Consider the following 15936-nt stretch of genomic DNA (forward strand, 5'->3'; position numbering starts at 1 on the left):
TGGAAAAGGGGAACAGATAATTAGGAAGTTTTCTTATTTTATTCCCGCCAACTTAAGTAAACTATTCCTATCCACAAACTTCACAGATCTAAGGTTGATTCAGTGTCTGATCTCAATTTGTTTCGCTATTACCAACGATTACTCTCGTTTAGCGTTGGTGATGAAACAAAAACCACGTTACAGGACATTGCCGACATCATGTTCACTTCTTCTCGGCATGCTCGTAGCCTGCTAACGCAGATGCAGCAGAAGGCGTGGTTGAGCTGGCACCCGAAAGCTGGGCGGAACCAACGATCGACTCTTATTCTGAATATGGAGTTAGATGTTTTAAAAGAGAGCTTGGCTCTTGAACGTATCAAGTTAGGCAAGTATGAAAAAGCACTGGCGATATTAGATGAAGACGAAATGGCATTTGGCCGTTTGTTAAAAACAACGTCTGGTGCTTCTGTTCAAGAAGGACAGCTCAATATTCAATTAACCTATAAGCGAATGTTTGAGCGCGTCGTTCCACATCAACTTCAGCGTAGCAGCGAACGTTTCTTATTAAGGCAAATCTATTGTTGCTTAGTTTCGAGTGATCACAATGGGAAAGTGCAACCAGAACTCGCACATCACTGGCGTTATGACGAAGACACCTACGAATGGACTTTCTACCTTCGTCCAGGTCTGACTTTTCATAATGGTAATTCCATTGATGCAGAAACAGTGGTTAGCTTGTTTGCAAAGTTGAGTTCACTACAGTACTACGAAAAAGAGTTGGCACATGTTGCTAACATTACTGCGCCAACGCCATTGAAAGTTGTTTTTAAGCTTAATCGAGCTGACTTGGGCTTTGCTGGACTTATTTCTGGAGTGAAATACGGCATTCAACCAGTAAGCCAAGTTAACGTAGCGAATAACAAGCTGGTGGTCGGAAGTGGCCCATTCTCTGTTGTCGAGCACAATGAAAGTCGTTTAAAACTGCAAGCATTTAATGGTTACTATGCATGTAGAGTTCTAACGGATTTGGTGACTATCTGGATTGTTAATGACGAGCAAATGGAGAACCCGTCATTGGCAGCAAATACGTTGCAAAGGGATGCTTCGCCCGAGGAGGATTTATGTGGACACTATATGTCGACGCAAAACCGAGAAAACTCATCGGCGAGCAAGCGTAGTCGAATAGAAGATGGTTGCTTATTCGCCTTATTTAATCAGCACGCTAAGCACAAACTCTCTTTAGCGCAGCGCCGTTATATTAGTGAGCTAATTCAACCTGAGCGCTTGGCCGAAGTGATGCGCCGCGAGAATATTGTATTTGGGAGTATACCCGCTTATAACCTGCTACCAGGTTGGAAGCCAGTTCTCCGTCCGTTCAGTGAGCCGCTTAAGTTACCTAAACACATTACGATAGCAGGATATAACTATACCGCGTTGCGTCGCTGTGCGCGGGCTATTTCTAATCGTTTGGCGAGTGTTGGCAGTAAAGTAGAAATTGTTATGTATTCCTACCGTGAGCTGAACGAGAAGGCTAAGAACGGTGAGCTAAATGAGACAATGGTCGTAACGAACATAAACCTAGATGATAATCGTCATGCCTCTGCGTTCACGAACTTCTTCAGCAACGCTGTGCTATTCCACACTTTGGGAGAAAAGAACGCAAAATGGTTAGATGAACAACTACAGAGAGTCAGATCTTTCGTTCCACTTGAGGACTACCTTAATACATTGGAGCCAATTGCATCGACGTTGATCAGCGAGTATTGGATTGCACCCATGTTCCACCATACACAAACTTTGCGTTTCCAAGGTGTTTTAGAAGACGTCGCTCTTACTAACTGGGGTTGGCCAGATATCCGCTCGGTGTGGTCTGCGGATTAACTGCCTTAGTTATATAGCAAAGTGCTGCTTCACGAATTCAATGAAGGCTCTGGTTTTCGCCGATTGATAAATGAGCTGCGGATACACCAAGTACACCGCGTTGTGCTGGTGGTCGGTTTCTTCCGATAAAACCTGCACTAGACGGCCGTGCTCAACGTCTTGTTCGACAAAGTAACTTGCTAACCGAGCAATGCCATTGCCAGACAAGGCTGATTCTTTGAGTAAGCGGTTTTCATTGCTTGAAAGCCAACCTTGGGTTTGAACTGTTCCCGTTTTTAACGGCCACTCTTTTTGATGCAATGTGGTTAAGCATTGATGCTGTTTTAAATCCGCTAACGTCTCTGGCGTACCTTCTTCTTGCAGATACAGAGGTGAGGCAACCAGCCAGTGGTGGTAGTCCAAAAGGTGATGCGCAATCATATTCTCGGGCGGCGTTCTTGTTGCTCGAAACGCAAAGTCGACGCTGGTTTCCGTCAGATTAAACGCTTGATAGCTAGAAAGAATCTCGAACTCTACGTTTGGATGTAAAGCGCGAAACGCCACACACAAATCATGCAGCACCGCTTCGGCAAACATCTTGGGAGCAGTAAGACGAATCAGACCGTCTACTTGCTCAGATTGCTGACTTAAACTCTTTTCCATTTCCATTACGCGGCGTTTGAGATCTTCCGCTTGTGCAAAGATCGATTCACCTTCTGCCGTCAATCTCACGCTGCGTGTGGTTCGAACAATCAAAGGCGTGGCGAGTTCCGATTCCAGTCGCTTGATTTGTTCCGACAGGTAACTTTTAGAGATACCAAGTTGCTCTGCTGCTCTAGAAAAGTTGAGTGTTTGAGCCACTTCAGCAAACAGCATCAGTTTTTCGATTCTCTTATAATCTGCCATCTTTATTGCTCGCTTTAATTGTTCGGTAACGAGGATAATGAATTCGATTTTACGGTATTAAACTAATTTTTACGAACGGTAAGATGGTTCGAGTTAATTTAAGAAATTGAAGATGCAGAAATCGGAAAAGTGAGAATAACGATGAACAATCCAACACTACCGCTCGCCAAAACCTTACCTAACGTTAGCCGCTTGGTCTTCGGCTGTATGGGACTTGGAGGGGAGTGGAATCGCAACCCATTAACCGCCCAAGATGAAAACCAAGCTTATGCCGCTGTAGAGGCAGCATTAGAGGTTGGCATCAATCTCTTTGATCATGCGGATATCTACAAATTCGGTAAGGCTGAAGAAGTGTTTGGGCGCATCTTAGCCAATGACTCAACCTTACGAGAACGAATTTATCTGCAATCCAAGTGCGGCATCCGTCTAGGAGATGAGCAAGGTGTTAAGCAGTATGACTTCTCTGCCAAATGGGTGACGGCTTCTGTTGAGGGCATTCTTGAGCGCCTTGGCGTGGAAAACCTTGATGTTTTGATGCTGCATCGTCCTGATCCTCTGGTTGAATTTGAAGAACTGGGCACAGCGCTCCAAGCACTGAAACAAGCTGGCAAAGTTAACCACTTCGGTGTTTCTAACATGAACAGTGCTCAAATTGATCTTCTTCAACAAGCAACGGGCGAAGTTATTGTGGCGAACCAGTTGGAAATGAGTCTGGCTAAGTCTGACTTCATCAAGCAAGATATGGGGCTTCCTTCGTCCGCATCTGACTACGTTGCGGGAACACTGGAACATGCCCGTAGGCACAATATCCAACTGCAAGCGTGGGGCAGTATGGCGCAAGGAAGATTCTCAGAGCGTGGCTTACATTCTGATGATCACAACACCAGACAGACGGCGGAGATGGTAATGGCGCTAGCAGCTGAATATGGCATGTCGTCTGAGGCGATTGTTTTAGCCTTCCTGACGCGTCACCCAAGCCAAATTCAACCTGTTATTGGTACTGCAAACCCACAACGTATTCGCGCTTGTGCTCAAGTAGAGAGCGTCACGCTATCACGTAGCCATTGGTATGGCTTGTTCGAGAAAACCCTTGGTCATGAGATCCCGTAGGAGAGAAAAATGAAATACGTACAAGTTCAAACTCTAATTCAAACGGCATTGGAAATTGCGACTGCTCGCAAGCAAAACATTGCGGTTGCCGTGGTTGATACGCATGGTGAATTGCTCGGTTTTGCCCGAATGGATGATGTGAGCGTACAAGCAGGTTTGTTGGCACAGAACAAAGCTTACACCTCGGCTAGAGACCGCCAACCTAGCGGCAATCTGGGCGCTTGGGCTCGTGAGACGGGTAAGCAGTTGAGTTATTGGACTGACCCGAAGATCACAGGCTTTATGGGTGGTGTGCCTATAGAACAAGAGGGGAAAATCGTCGGTGCAATTGGTATCAGTGGTTTGGCTGAGCAAGATGATGAAGCACTTGCGATGGAAGTATTAAACGCGCGTTGAGTATAATGTTTATCAGTAGGTGTGATGCTTTGTCCAGCTTTGTACTCACTGTAGGGACTCAAGTTCACAGGCTTCGTCGAGTCACAATGCTATCTAATAGCCTGAAGTAAGCAGAAGTTGAAATCGCGAACTATGATTAATTTATTTGAAAGCTTTGAGGCCTAAATATGTTTCATAAGGTATTCGTTTCGCTATTTTTTGTTCTCCTCTCAGGCTGTGGTACGAGTGACAGCGCGTTAAAAGAGAGCGGTTATGATGAAGCTTATATCCAAGGCTTTCATGACGGTCGGCATAGTGGTATGCAAGAGGCAGGGAATGATTTTGAACACTATATTAAGGACGAAACAAGGTATCAAACCGACTCAGATTATCGGCAAGGCTGGGATGCTGGTGAGGCTGGGATGCTGGTGAGGTAGAGGGTAACAAGTTACAAAAGCAGGCGACCGCGATAGGACAAGGCATGATTGATAATTCATATGAAGAACGTGATGTCTTTGATCCTGATAAGGTGGCGAAAGATGCAATAAAAGGCGTTGATACATCGGAATTGAAAAGCCTAGAGTAACGGACTGATATAAAGAATAAAACTCGTCATTTGACGAGTTTTATTTTTGTCTAAACGATTCATGTTTCAACGCTCAACAGGGCATTCATCGTTTGGGTATGAGCAATGTCGTTAATCATCTTTCTTGTTCTTTTGTTCAAGGACTAACGATAATAGGCGAACGAGCAGGGACTGAGCTTCCGGTGAGAGCAATCTCGCCACGGCCGTTAGGTCATTTGCTGTGACATGCTGAACATCACGTACATCTAAAGCAATATCTAGGTCAGTCAAATGAAGCGAACGTAATATGGCACGATATTGTGAGAGTTTAAGATCGGACTCTCCGCGCTCGATCCTTTGATATGTTTTTACGCTCATTCCAGCGATGTTTGCCATTTGCTCACGGGAGAGGCCATTCGATTTTCGTCTTGCGATCAGTGCTTGAATTATAGGGTCTACCTGCATGTGCTCTCCTGAAAGGACAGTTTTGACCTAAACGGAGCAAGAAGTGGACCAGTTTAACCACCACATATTTACCTGCTTTGCAATCAGTATAAAAATAACTGTCTTATAAAAACGTAAATATTTTAGTCAGTTATTAACTCAATGGAAAAGTATCAATCATACAAATCAATAGAAACGAAAGCTTCTATTCGCAAAATGCAACGCATTTTAGATCATTTATTTAGTGAAATTGATCAGCAACATCGTGAGACTAAAGAGAATGTTGTGACACTGATTCAACAGTCACAACAGCGATTGATGAACTACAAAGAGCTTTACCTTCACAAAGAATCGATAAGTGAAGTAGAGCTGCGGATGGCGCATGAAAACATGAGTGAGACTGAGAAGCAGGTCGCCGATATGGGTATTCCAGTGTTAACTTATATCATTGGCGCGCTAGATAAAGCGTATTAACACAGTCGTAAAGTCGGGCGATACAAGATTTACGCAATTTCGATCAATTGATGACATCTAAAAGAAAGGATGCAAATGCTGGGGAACCACACCCAGCATTCGGACACTCATTTACCTATATTTTCGAACCGTAAATCAGTGTTTAGAGGTATGTGAACCGAACAGTGTCGGTACGCAGCGAATAATAGCGATATTGTCCGATCTAGGCTACGTCCTTGGAATCTAACACCTTCACTTAAACTGTAAATTAATCTGTACACCCAGCCAAATTGAGCCATTGAGCACGTTCTTCCTTCTCTTTAAGCGATAAAAGACTAATTAGTGACGAAAAAAACAACACATCTTAGGTAAAAGATAAGAGTTGTTAAAATATATCGCTATAAGATTGACCTTTTGCTTTTCAATCGTCCTGCTTATGCCTTACAATCTTTTCGAACCAAATCCATTCATAACGAATGGGGTTGATGAATTAAGATGAACAATTTTGCTTCGAACCCAAAGTTGCGCACATTTCATCAACGATGACATCGCCAAAAATGACTCTCAAGTGTTCATGTGCAAATGATTAACCACCTTTTGTTGCATGTTTTCTTAGCCATACAGGGCTCTTGTAACATAGTGCTCTTGTAACCAAATTTTGACTAAGTCGGAGCGTTTTGCTGTGTGCTTTAGATAAAGCACAACTGGCGAGAAATTAACGGATTGAATTTAGAGGTATTAACCGTGAACCTAAAACTTGTCGGCAGCTCCCTGATCGTTGCAGGTACTGCTCTTGGCGCTGGTATGCTTGCTATACCAATGGTGCTTGCTCAATTTGGCCTCCTTTGGGGCACTCTTCTTATGTTGTTCATCTGGGCTGGAACGACTTATGCTGCGCTGCTCCTTCTTGAAGCCAGTTGCAAAGTAGGTGGTGGTGTGAGCATGAATGCAATTGCTCGCGAAACGCTTGGTAAAGGAGGCCAGTTGGTAACCAACAGCTTGCTTTACGCCCTGTTAGTTTGTCTATTAATGGCTTACATCATTGGTGCGGGTGATCTCGTACAAAAAGTAACAGCCTCAATTGGGCTTCCAACATCTACGATCTCAAGCCAAGTCGGTTTTACTCTTTTAGTTGGTATCATTGTTTCGGCAGGTACAGGGGTAGTAGATAAGCTGAATCGCGGTTTGTTCCTAGGCATGATCGTAGCGCTGATCCTGACACTTTTTGCGCTTGCACCAAGCGTCTCGTTTGAAGGACTTGATGAGGTTGTGAGCGACGATAAAATGGCACTTATCAAAACCAGTTCGGTGCTTTTCACCAGTTTCGGTTTTATGGTCGTGATCCCATCGCTTGTAACTTACAACAAAGAAGCGAGTAAAACACAACTGCGTAATATGATTATCGTGGGTTCAACTATTCCGCTTGTTTGTTACCTGTTATGGTTGTTAGCGGTTGTCGGCAACCTACCACCTCATGAGCTTGTTCAATACTCCAACGTAACAGAGTTGATCTCGGTACTAGGTCAGCAATACGAGGGCTTAGAGTTCATCCTATCCATGTTTACTGGTTTGGCACTGCTAACGTCGTTCTTAGGTGTTGCAATGGCGCTATACGATCAAAATGCAGACCTACTGAAAGCAAGTAAGCCAGTGATTTTTGTTACTACTTTTGTGCTACCACTATTAGGTGCTGTATTTGCGCCAGAACACTTCCTAGCTATTCTCAGCTACGCGGGGATTATTCTTGTGTTTCTCGCGGTCTTTGTCCCATTATCAATGACCATGAAAGTGCGCCGAGTGCCGGTAGAAGATGACAATATTTATGAAGCTGGTGGCGGCGCAATGGGAATGAGCATGATCTTCCTATTCGGCTGTTTCTTGCTGTTTGCCCAAGCAGTATAAAATCACGCTAGCTTATTTAAAAACTGAGCCGCTCGTAGTCAAACGGGCGGCTTTTTTGTATTCATAGCCGAATCTAGGCCACTCAAAGTCATCAGCATTTGTGATGTTTGACGTTTCTCTGATAATCACGGTTAGTGCTGACTTTTTAGTAAAACTCCTTAGCGAAAGGCTGACATGTACAGTGATTCACCCTTCTATTATATCGATGTTGATATGAATAAGAGGCTCTGTTGTGTCAAAGCAATTATCTTTTGCCATGGTTGGCGTTATGTTGTCTTTAGGTGTGTTGAGTACAGAAGCGGTGGCTGACCCGAAGCATAAGCATCGACATCGGTACGATCACCATCATGCGCATCACCACCATCATAAACACAAGCATAAACACAAACATCGTGATGTTATTTATGTTGAGAACCGACGACCAAGGCGCAGTTACTATTACCATGACCGAATTCCTCGGAATAGTACCTACATAAAGATTGGAGATTTCACTTATCTAAAAGTGGACGACCGTTATTATCGCCGTTTTAAGGATCGCTATATCCATGTCGAGTTCAATTAAACTTGAAAGGACACATAGTCGGCGTTCTTGTAATGTTGAGCTTAAAAGCACCAACATGGCACACGTAACATCGACCAATACTAGGGTAGAGGGTTAAAAACAAAAACAGCGAGCCGATGCTCGCTGTTTTTGCTTAGATGAGTGTTAGACAGTAAATCTATTTAAGATTTGATCTTGTTTATGTACATCTTCTTGTTGCGCCTGCATCGCGTCGTTGGTTCGATTTGCCGATTCGGCGACTTGAGTCGATAGGTCTTTAATATTCACCGTATTGTTGTTGATCTCTTCAGCGACAAGGCTTTGCTCTTCAGCTGCTGAGGCAATTTGCAAGTTCATATCGGAAATACGCTGAATCGCGTCACGAATGCGTTGTAACGCACTATTTGCTAAACCCGCTTTTTCAACGGCCTCTATAGCACTACCTTTGCTTTGATGCATGGCATTTGCCACAGATGAAGCGCCAGATTGTAGTTGCTCAATCATAGTACGAATCTCTGTTGTCGACTCTTGAGTACGTTGTGCCAGTGTACGTACTTCATCTGCAACAACGGCGAAGCCTCGGCCAGATTCTCCCGCACGTGCAGCCTCGATTGCGGCATTCAACGCGAGTAAGTTTGTTTGGTCCGCAATATCGTTGATGACTTTTAGAATCGTTTCGATATTGGCGGTAGCAGATTCCAACACTTGTACTTCTTCGACTGCAAGGTCAATGCTATCGGAAAGCATGTTTATCGTTTGTGTCGATTCACCAACGATAGAAGACCCCTCAACCGTTGCTTGGTCGGCTTCTTTGGCTGCACTTGCCGCACCTTGCGCATTATTAGCAACCTCTGTCGCGGTGACAGACATCTCATGCATCGCGGTAGCAAGTTGTTCTAGCTCTTGCAGCTGCGTGTGAATTGCGCCTGCCGAGTCTTTTGCGCCCTCAGCGGTGATTTGAGTTCCGTTTAAAATTTGATCAGAAATACGTTTCGACTCAATGATTTGCTGTTGTAAGTTCTCCATGAACGTATTGAAGTTTGTGGCAAGCTCAGAAAACTCTTGGTCAGTATCTGTTTCGAGGCGTTGTGTAAGGTCGCCTTTCCCTGATGCTACATCTTTAATCGCATTATTTAGCGTGTCCAAAGGACGCATGAGAGTGCGAATCAACAGAGTTAGGGCGATAATAGATGCAATCACGGCAATGATTGAATAAATAATAGCGTTGTTACGAAGCTCTCCTACGGCAGAATAGGCAACAGCTTCATCGATCACCGAACCTACATACCAGTTCTCGCCAGGAATGTGAGTCAGGTTAACCATGTAGCGGTTGCCATCAATCTCAACATGTTGTGCTGATTGCGTAAGTTCGATTTGCGGGAGGTAGCTACCGACCTTCTCGCCGTTATACTTACTTTGAGGGTGAGCAATGGTTGTGCCATCAGCGGTGATCAGAAATAAGTAACCAGCATCAAACAGATCCACTTGGTTGACCAGATCAGAAAGGGTAGTTAATTCGAGGTCATAAAACATACCGGCTAAAAACTGGCCATTTTCTTTTACTGGCGTACCAACAGAGATGATAACGTTTTTCGAAGACGCATCGACGTACGGATCGGTTACGACCAAATCGCCTTTGCTCTTAGCTGCAATAAACCAAGGACGCTGACGTGGGTCGTAGTCTGGACCCGCATCCCAGCCGTCGTCATTTTCAATCACAAAGCCATTACTTTCATAACCAAAACCGATGGCAAGGAAGCTGCTTTTTGGCGTCGGTCTTTCAAGTATGTTTTGAACATAGCCATGTGAACTGGGGTCAAGCTCAATCACTTCAGTAATGGAGCGAGCGAGATCCTTCTTTGCATTCATTTCTGATTGCACAGTGTTACCAACACTGGTCAATATCTCGTTTACACTTGAGTCGATTTGCTCCTGAGTTTGGGAGCGGATGGTCATAACTTGTTGTGTCGACAATAACGACACGGTAATTAGCAGCAAAAATGAAGAGGCTGTGACAACCTTATGTCTGAATTTCATGAGCTTTCCTCTGATTCTCCCGGTTGGTTCCACTTTGCTTTCGCCTCTTTTAAACCGAGCGAATTGGGCATAAAGAGAAACCTATTGTGTTTGGTTATATTTTTATCGACATCTTTGTCAAAAACATGAACTCATTTGTCGTCTTTTTTAACCAAATTTAAACAAACCGACAATTTACGTTAAAACTTGTGAGTGTGATCATGTTTGCGAGCTCAATTAATGAAATCGTCATAATGAAAAGAATTGCTTAACAAACAGTGGCATCAACTGGCTTTACAGGTGAGGTGATGAAAATTTTGTTGGTGCTGACAGGTGTTTTGTTGAAGTTTTGTCTTTGTAAATTATGAGCTTTTTACTAAAAGTCTAATGTGGACGGAGTTTTAGGTATAAAAAAGGCCCCGACGATGCGGAGCCTTTGTTTATTGACGTCTCGATTTTAGAAAATAAGATGAGCAACGCCAGCAATCACAGGTAATGTGATTAACGTACGTAAAATGAAGATTACGAAGAGCTCTACAATGTTTACTGGAATTTTGCTGCCTAACAGTAGGGCACCTACTTCCGACATGTAGATAAGCTGAGTTACTGACATTGCCGCAATAACAAAACGTGTCATTTCGTTATCGATTGAGGCCGCTAAAATTGCTGGAATAAACATATCCGCAAAGCCAACAACGATTGTCTGTGATGCTGCAACAGCTTCAGGGACTTGCAGTAGCTCTAGGTATGGGATAAACGGTTGACCCAGAATTGCAAATACAGGCGTGTATTCTGCAATCACCAATGCAACGGTACCAAGACCCATAACTACAGGTAGTACGCCAAATACCATGTCGACTGCGTTGTGTACGCCTTCTTTAAATACAGACTGAACCGATGTGACTTGACCAGCACGCTTAAGAGCTAGATCCATACCCCAAGAGAATGTGGTGTGGCCTTCTGGCACTGCATCTGCGTCTTTATCTGGGTTGCTGCCGTCAATGTAGCGATCTTTCTTCAGACTAAGCGGAGGCAGGCGAGGAATGATAATCGCAGCTACGATACCAGCTAGACAGATAGCGCCGTAGAAAGGCAAAAATAAGTGCTCTAGTTTTACCTGAGCGATAACAACTAAGCTAAACGTGATCGATACTGCTGAGAAAGTGGTCCCGACAACAGCCGCTTCACGCTGAGTGTAGAACTTATTTTCGTATTGCTTGCTGGTTAGCAAGATACCAACACTTCCGTCGCCTAACCAAGATGCCATACAGTCAATTGCACTGCGGCCAGGTAGGTTGAATACCGGACGCATTATTTTACTGAGTAACGCACCAAATAGCTCCAGAAGACCGAAGTTCAAAAGAAGCGGAAGCAGTAAACCCGCGAAAATGAAAACGGCAAACAGAGTAGGTAGGAGACCAGTAAGAACAAGCCCGCCAGTGTTCTCTTCCCAAATTGCTTTTGGACCCACTTGGAAAAACGTCATTAACACGGCAGCGCCGCCGATTAAACGAACAACGAGCCAAAGTGGAGATGGGTTGAAGAGACCGTTTAAAAAACCATTACGTAAAATTGCAGCTGGCTTAAAAATTTTGCAAAGAACAGAAGCAACGGCCATGAAAGCGATGATACTGGTGACGATAGCAATCAAGGTATCGCCTAACACCGCTGGGATGACTTTTGCCATCACGGCAACGGGAATGGTTAGGCCGCCATCGTAAGAGATCGGAGCCATAAAGAGTAGAAGACCAATTAGGGAAGGGATGAAAAACATCCAAAAGTTGCCCTTAGGAGCTTCAGTAGCATTAGTGGTGTTATGCATAGTTGTCTCGTGTTACTACTAGTCAATACTTGCCATTTCCATGACATAAATATTCACTAAACATCCGTATTTAATCACAGTTTTGCGGAGGGTACCCGCAAACTGCATCCATTGCAATACTATTCATTAAATACATCTAGTTATTCAGCCGATTTGTCGGGTAATTGGTCAAATAACGTCTAAGTGTATGCGAATATGTTGCTTGTGTTAGAAAATTGTAGCACGAGAGGCGAATTGCGCAGTGAATTATGGGGCGCATTGTGACTGGAATAATAAAATGGTAAACAAATGTGATTTTGATCTAACTAACTTCTTTGCCAGAAATTCAGTTAGCCTTATCTATTTTAAGGTTTTTAGTGGTGTCAAAATACCGTTCAGCGTTTCTTGTACCGTTGCAGTGTGAACCTATTGAGCCAAATCCGATTGAAGCATGTCGCTTCAATCGGATCGAAATTTTATGCTTTTTGTTGACGGCTAAGTATGTATAGGTAACTCCAGTAAATCAGAGCTGTAGAAAAAGCCAATATTGCTGGGAAAACCAGCGTATATAAACCATATACCGTAAATAGAGCCGCTCCCGCGACGCCGCCAAACAAAAAGCCAAAGAAAATGAATAGGAATAATTTTGCTTTACGTCGGTCAAATTGACGACCTCTCAAGCTCTCTCCAATCATAATCCCTAGATCGGTGATGATTCCGGTCATATGTGTGGTTCTGACTACTGCGCCGCTAAACGTGGTGATCATTGCGTTTTGTAATCCACATGCTGCTGATGCTAGATATTGGCCGTACAAATCCCCTTGCACCAAAAAGCCCAAGCTGAGTAAGAGCAAGCTTCCTTCTATGCACAGTGCAACACCATATCTTCGTCCTAGCTTTAACGCACTGCTTTCAATAAAAAAGCCGCTAAAGGCAGCGCCAATCAAAAAGCTAAATACGATGAAGAGCAGGTGAATGGAGCTATCCACACCTGTTAGCAAGCTGTTCCCTAGCTGAGTTACGGTTCCCGAAAGATGAGTTATCGCTTGGTGTTGAAAGCCGAGAAGACCAACGGCGTTGACGCAGCCCGCGAGAAGAGCTAGTAGAAACGCGCCATATTCCACCCAACGAGGAAGTCTGGAAATCACAATAAACCCCAACCAAATATTAGGAGCCGATTATAACGCTCACACCGAGTTACGAAACCCTTTACAGTAAAACTCGATTGATCATTCTCAAAAAAATCTCACTTATAGGTCGTTTGTCCGAGCCAAAGTAAATACGTGAACGCGGATTGCTCGCTAGCAGATGTGTTCCGTTGTGCATTCGAAACTCACCCACCCGTGTTTCATTTGTTCATAGACTGAAACGGTAGGTTGGTGGAACTCTTTATCGGTAAATAGACCGACGGGAATGATCATGATTTCCGGGTATGCAGAAACGAACAACCTCATTGTCGTGCTGCAGGATGGACAAAAGTCATACTGAACCTCACTGCCATCATCGCCAATTCGGGTATAGCTAGTGACTTCACCGTTTAAAGTGACGTGCTCTTTTTCAAAGCGAGCTTGTACCCCAAAAACACTGCCAGTTCGTTTTTGGCATTCGAAGCAATGGCAGACAGACGTGTGGGTGGGCTCTCCCTTACAACGGATCTCAACTAAACCGCAGGCGCACTCGCATGTATGAATGGTTTTTGTCATCGTGATTACCTATTTGTCCCAATACACCAATAGACCTAGAGCACAGAGCTTGTGTCACTAGCTCGTTATGAGCTCTGGACTTGAAACTATTTGGATACAATCAGTTTAGTTTAATTTTGAAACACTTGAAGAGGTGAAATCATTTGGGTATACAATGGTATACTCGCTTTTCGTTTATACCTTGAAACAAGGAACTCTTCATGACTCACAAAAAAATCCTGCCGATACCACTTATTCTACTTATTCCAATCGTTTTATTGGTTGTGGTTGTGATCGCAGGTGTTTATCGTTTTAGTTTGTCTGATGACGAGATCATGGCTAAGTTTCCTCAAACAGAAGTAGAAACAAACGTTATTGTGCAAGAGACGCTTGGCATCACTGCACGTAACCCTTGGACGATCCAAGTACCCGAGCAGGGTGCGGTCACTTTTCTTGATGAGTGGGATAAAGAAAACGGCTATTTGATCGGTGACTATGATGCAGGTGCGACAAAAGGTCAGGTACTTGTTCCAACTGCGTCGATTAGTCAGCGTGAGATTGAAGGTGTTTCATGGGTTGTTGCACCGATGATTGTAACGACACAAGGTAGCGGTTCGTTTAACTATGTTGGCTTGTTCAAGTTTGACCCCTTGCCGAGCCGAGTTGTCCTTTTAGACAGTATTTTTGTTGGTGACCGCGTGAAATTTACTCAGCTCGAATGGAAAAGTGATACAACTATCACGCTTTCATATTTAGCGCACGGTGACGATCAAGCAATGGCAGACACGCCAAATCAATTCAATTCATCCACATTACAGCGTGTAGGGAATAACTTACATATGCAACAGTGATGAATTTTTTTGAGTTCTGTAAAAATTCAGTATTTTCTGCGCTAGATCTCGAAATTTCCTAGTGATTTCTTATTCGGGAATGCATAAGCTATGAGCCTTGTTTGAAAGGAGATAGTAATTCCCGTGTCTACAAATGAAATTACAAGACGGTTGCCGAATCTGACAAGTCGTAGAGCGCTGCTGTTATACTCCTTGCCAGTTTTAGTTGCGATTGGTGTTTCTCACTCTCTCAAAGAGTCATCTTTAACCAAAACCATCGCATTGAACCTACCTGAATCTCAGGTCGTTGAAAAAATTCTTGATGCGACAACTGCCGAAGTTGTCACTCCCCCGAACTTCGAATATCAAATCCAAACAGGTGACAACCTAAGCACTATTTTTAGTCAGCTCGGTTTCGGTTACAGCTCGTTAATGAAAGTAATGGAAACGGATTTGAACTACTTGGCACTTGATACACTTAAGCCGGGCAATACGCTCCGTTTCTGGCGTGATGATGCAACAGGCGAGTTAGCGAAAATGGAACTGCAATTTTCTATTGCAGATAAAGTGGTCTACAAGCTGAATAGTGATGGTAGCTATGACTTTACTGATATTTCCATTCCTGGCGTGTGGAGCCAAGAACCTTTAGTTGGCGTTATTCAAGGCAGTTTTTCTTCTTCTGCCAGTCGTTTAGGTTTAACGTCGGCGGAAGTGAGTCAAGTCGTAAGCTTACTCAAAGAACAACTTAACTTTGGACGTGATCTTCGTGCAGGTGATCGATTTGAAGTTGTTCGTCGCTCACAAAGCATCAATGGTGTACCAACAGGTAAGAACGAAATTGAGGCGATTAAGATTTATAATCGCGGCCGCGAGATCACCGCTTACCTTCATACTGATGGTCAATTCTACAATGCCAAAGGTGAAAGCTTACAGCGCGCATTCCAGCGTTACCCTGTAAGTAGCCGTTGGCGTATCAGTTCTGGCTTTAATCCTAATCGTTTACATCCAGTAACGGGGCGTGTTGCGCCGCACAACGGCACTGACTTTGCTGTACCAACCGGTACACCAGTCGTTTCTACTGGTGATGGTACAGTGATCATGACTCGTAAACACCCTTATGCGGGTAACTACGTGGTTGTTGAGCACGGCAGCAAATACAAAACCCGTTACTTACACCTAAGTAAGATTTTGGTGAAGAAAGGGCAAAAGGTTTCTCGAGGCCAGCGTATCGGTCTTTCTGGTAAAACAGGTCGAGTGACTGGGCCACACCTTCACTATGAGTTGATTGAATACGGCCGTCCAGTTAACGCTATGCGAGCAAATATCCCAATGGCGAGTTCTGTTCCTAAGAAAGAGATGGCTACTTTTGTCGCGAACAGAGATGAAATGGATAGACTATTACGCGATAAAGAGAAAGCAGTGCTGTAATAAAGTACTTCGCTCAAAAAACAAAAAGAGACTAAGCATAGCTT

Annotated in this window: 15 protein-coding genes; 9 read left to right on the top strand and 6 right to left on the bottom strand. The window is 43.9% G+C overall.

Features of this window, described 5'->3' with window-relative positions; all coding sequences use genetic code 11:
- Positions 1–102: 102 nt before the first annotated feature.
- Complete coding sequence (locus tag R7Z41_RS16535) at positions 103–1860, top strand: SgrR family transcriptional regulator (protein ID WP_213885175.1); 1758 nt, start codon at positions 103–105, stop codon at positions 1858–1860.
- 9 nt (positions 1861–1869) lie between these two features.
- Here R7Z41_RS16535 and R7Z41_RS16540 read toward each other — a convergent pair whose 3' ends face one another.
- Positions 1870–2745 (bottom strand): LysR family transcriptional regulator, encoded by an 876-nt coding sequence (locus tag R7Z41_RS16540; protein ID WP_225477768.1) that lies wholly within the window; start codon positions 2743–2745, stop codon positions 1870–1872.
- Positions 2746–2886: 141 nt separating this feature from the next.
- Here R7Z41_RS16540 and R7Z41_RS16545 point away from each other — a divergent pair, with 141 nt between their 5' ends.
- From R7Z41_RS16545 to R7Z41_RS16555, 3 genes are all read left to right on the top strand, one after another.
- A complete protein-coding gene (locus R7Z41_RS16545) occupies positions 2887–3855 on the top strand; it encodes an aldo/keto reductase family oxidoreductase (protein WP_225477766.1) in 969 nt (322 codons plus the stop codon).
- Between the two features lie 9 nt (positions 3856–3864).
- Positions 3865–4251 carry a GlcG/HbpS family heme-binding protein gene (locus R7Z41_RS16550; RefSeq protein ID WP_042521512.1) on the top strand — a complete coding sequence of 129 codons (387 nt, stop codon included), beginning with the start codon at positions 3865–3867 and terminating at the stop codon, positions 4249–4251.
- 167 nt (positions 4252–4418) lie between these two features.
- Positions 4419–4667 carry a hypothetical protein gene (locus R7Z41_RS16555; RefSeq protein WP_318136382.1) on the top strand — a complete coding sequence of 83 codons (249 nt, stop codon included), beginning with the start codon at positions 4419–4421 and terminating at the stop codon, positions 4665–4667.
- 260 nt (positions 4668–4927) lie between these two features.
- Here the strand turns inward: R7Z41_RS16555 and R7Z41_RS16560 are convergent, their stop codons facing one another.
- Positions 4928–5260 (bottom strand): helix-turn-helix transcriptional regulator, encoded by a 333-nt coding sequence (locus R7Z41_RS16560; RefSeq protein ID WP_225477763.1) that lies wholly within the window; start codon positions 5258–5260, stop codon positions 4928–4930.
- Positions 5261–5401: 141 nt separating this feature from the next.
- Here R7Z41_RS16560 and R7Z41_RS16565 point away from each other — a divergent pair, with 141 nt between their 5' ends.
- From R7Z41_RS16565 to R7Z41_RS16575, 3 genes are all read left to right on the top strand, one after another.
- Positions 5402–5713, top strand: coding sequence for a hypothetical protein (locus R7Z41_RS16565; RefSeq protein ID WP_005375472.1), 312 nt, complete (start codon positions 5402–5404; stop codon positions 5711–5713).
- Positions 5714–6436: 723 nt separating this feature from the next.
- Positions 6437–7594, top strand: a complete 1158-nt coding sequence (locus tag R7Z41_RS16570; RefSeq protein ID WP_005375474.1) for an amino acid permease — start codon at positions 6437–6439, stop codon at positions 7592–7594.
- 232 nt (positions 7595–7826) lie between these two features.
- Complete coding sequence (locus R7Z41_RS16575) at positions 7827–8156, top strand: hypothetical protein (RefSeq protein ID WP_206958952.1); 330 nt, start codon at positions 7827–7829, stop codon at positions 8154–8156.
- A 144-nt stretch (positions 8157–8300) separates the two neighbouring features.
- On the opposite strand, the gene R7Z41_RS16580 is transcribed toward R7Z41_RS16575, so the two are convergent.
- From R7Z41_RS16580 to R7Z41_RS16595, 4 genes are all read right to left on the bottom strand, one after another.
- Positions 8301–10172: a methyl-accepting chemotaxis protein gene (locus R7Z41_RS16580; RefSeq protein ID WP_225477762.1), complete on the bottom strand. Its 1872-nt coding sequence runs from the start codon at positions 10170–10172 to the stop codon at positions 8301–8303.
- Between the two features lie 436 nt (positions 10173–10608).
- The gene (locus R7Z41_RS16585) at positions 10609–11973 is read right to left on the bottom strand and encodes a YjiH family protein (RefSeq protein ID WP_017635848.1); all 1365 of its coding nucleotides are present in this window, start codon (positions 11971–11973) and stop codon (positions 10609–10611) included.
- Between the two features lie 455 nt (positions 11974–12428).
- A complete protein-coding gene (locus R7Z41_RS16590; protein ID WP_005375484.1) occupies positions 12429–13100 on the bottom strand; it encodes a YoaK family protein in 672 nt (223 codons plus the stop codon).
- A gap of 153 nt (positions 13101–13253) precedes the next feature.
- The gene (locus R7Z41_RS16595) at positions 13254–13655 is read right to left on the bottom strand and encodes a GFA family protein (RefSeq protein WP_225477760.1); all 402 of its coding nucleotides are present in this window, start codon (positions 13653–13655) and stop codon (positions 13254–13256) included.
- A 200-nt stretch (positions 13656–13855) separates the two neighbouring features.
- On the opposite strand from R7Z41_RS16595, the gene R7Z41_RS16600 reads away from it, so the two are divergent.
- Both R7Z41_RS16600 and R7Z41_RS16605 read left to right on the top strand, forming a co-directional pair.
- Complete coding sequence (locus R7Z41_RS16600) at positions 13856–14485, top strand: hypothetical protein (RefSeq protein WP_213885952.1); 630 nt, start codon at positions 13856–13858, stop codon at positions 14483–14485.
- A gap of 123 nt (positions 14486–14608) precedes the next feature.
- Entirely contained in the window at positions 14609–15892 is a 1284-nt protein-coding gene (locus R7Z41_RS16605) for a peptidoglycan DD-metalloendopeptidase family protein (protein ID WP_064369150.1), read from the top strand.
- Positions 15893–15936 lie beyond the last annotated feature (44 nt).

Origin of the sequence: Vibrio sp. 1457, assembly GCF_033340195.1 — a bacterium.
GTDB classification, from domain to species: Bacteria; Pseudomonadota; Gammaproteobacteria; order Enterobacterales; family Vibrionaceae; genus Vibrio; species Vibrio alginolyticus.

Bases quoted from the DNA above. Each gene is read 5' to 3' on its own strand.
- R7Z41_RS16540 (WP_225477768.1), bottom strand. From the start codon at position 2,745: ATGGCAGATTATAAGAGAATCGAAAAACTGATGCTGTTTGCTGAAGTG.
- R7Z41_RS16545 (WP_225477766.1), top strand. From the start codon at position 2,887: ATGAACAATCCAACACTACCGCTCGCCAAAACCTTACCTAACGTTAGC.
- R7Z41_RS16550 (WP_042521512.1), top strand. From the start codon at position 3,865: ATGAAATACGTACAAGTTCAAACTCTAATTCAAACGGCATTGGAAATT.
- R7Z41_RS16555 (WP_318136382.1), top strand. From the start codon at position 4,419: ATGTTTCATAAGGTATTCGTTTCGCTATTTTTTGTTCTCCTCTCAGGC.
- R7Z41_RS16560 (WP_225477763.1), bottom strand. From the start codon at position 5,260: ATGCAGGTAGACCCTATAATTCAAGCACTGATCGCAAGACGAAAATCG.
- R7Z41_RS16565 (WP_005375472.1), top strand. From the start codon at position 5,402: ATGGAAAAGTATCAATCATACAAATCAATAGAAACGAAAGCTTCTATT.
- R7Z41_RS16580 (WP_225477762.1), bottom strand. From the start codon at position 10,172: ATGAAATTCAGACATAAGGTTGTCACAGCCTCTTCATTTTTGCTGCTA.
- R7Z41_RS16585 (WP_017635848.1), bottom strand. From the start codon at position 11,973: ATGCATAACACCACTAATGCTACTGAAGCTCCTAAGGGCAACTTTTGG.
- R7Z41_RS16595 (WP_225477760.1), bottom strand. From the start codon at position 13,655: ATGACAAAAACCATTCATACATGCGAGTGCGCCTGCGGTTTAGTTGAG.
- R7Z41_RS16600 (WP_213885952.1), top strand. From the start codon at position 13,856: ATGACTCACAAAAAAATCCTGCCGATACCACTTATTCTACTTATTCCA.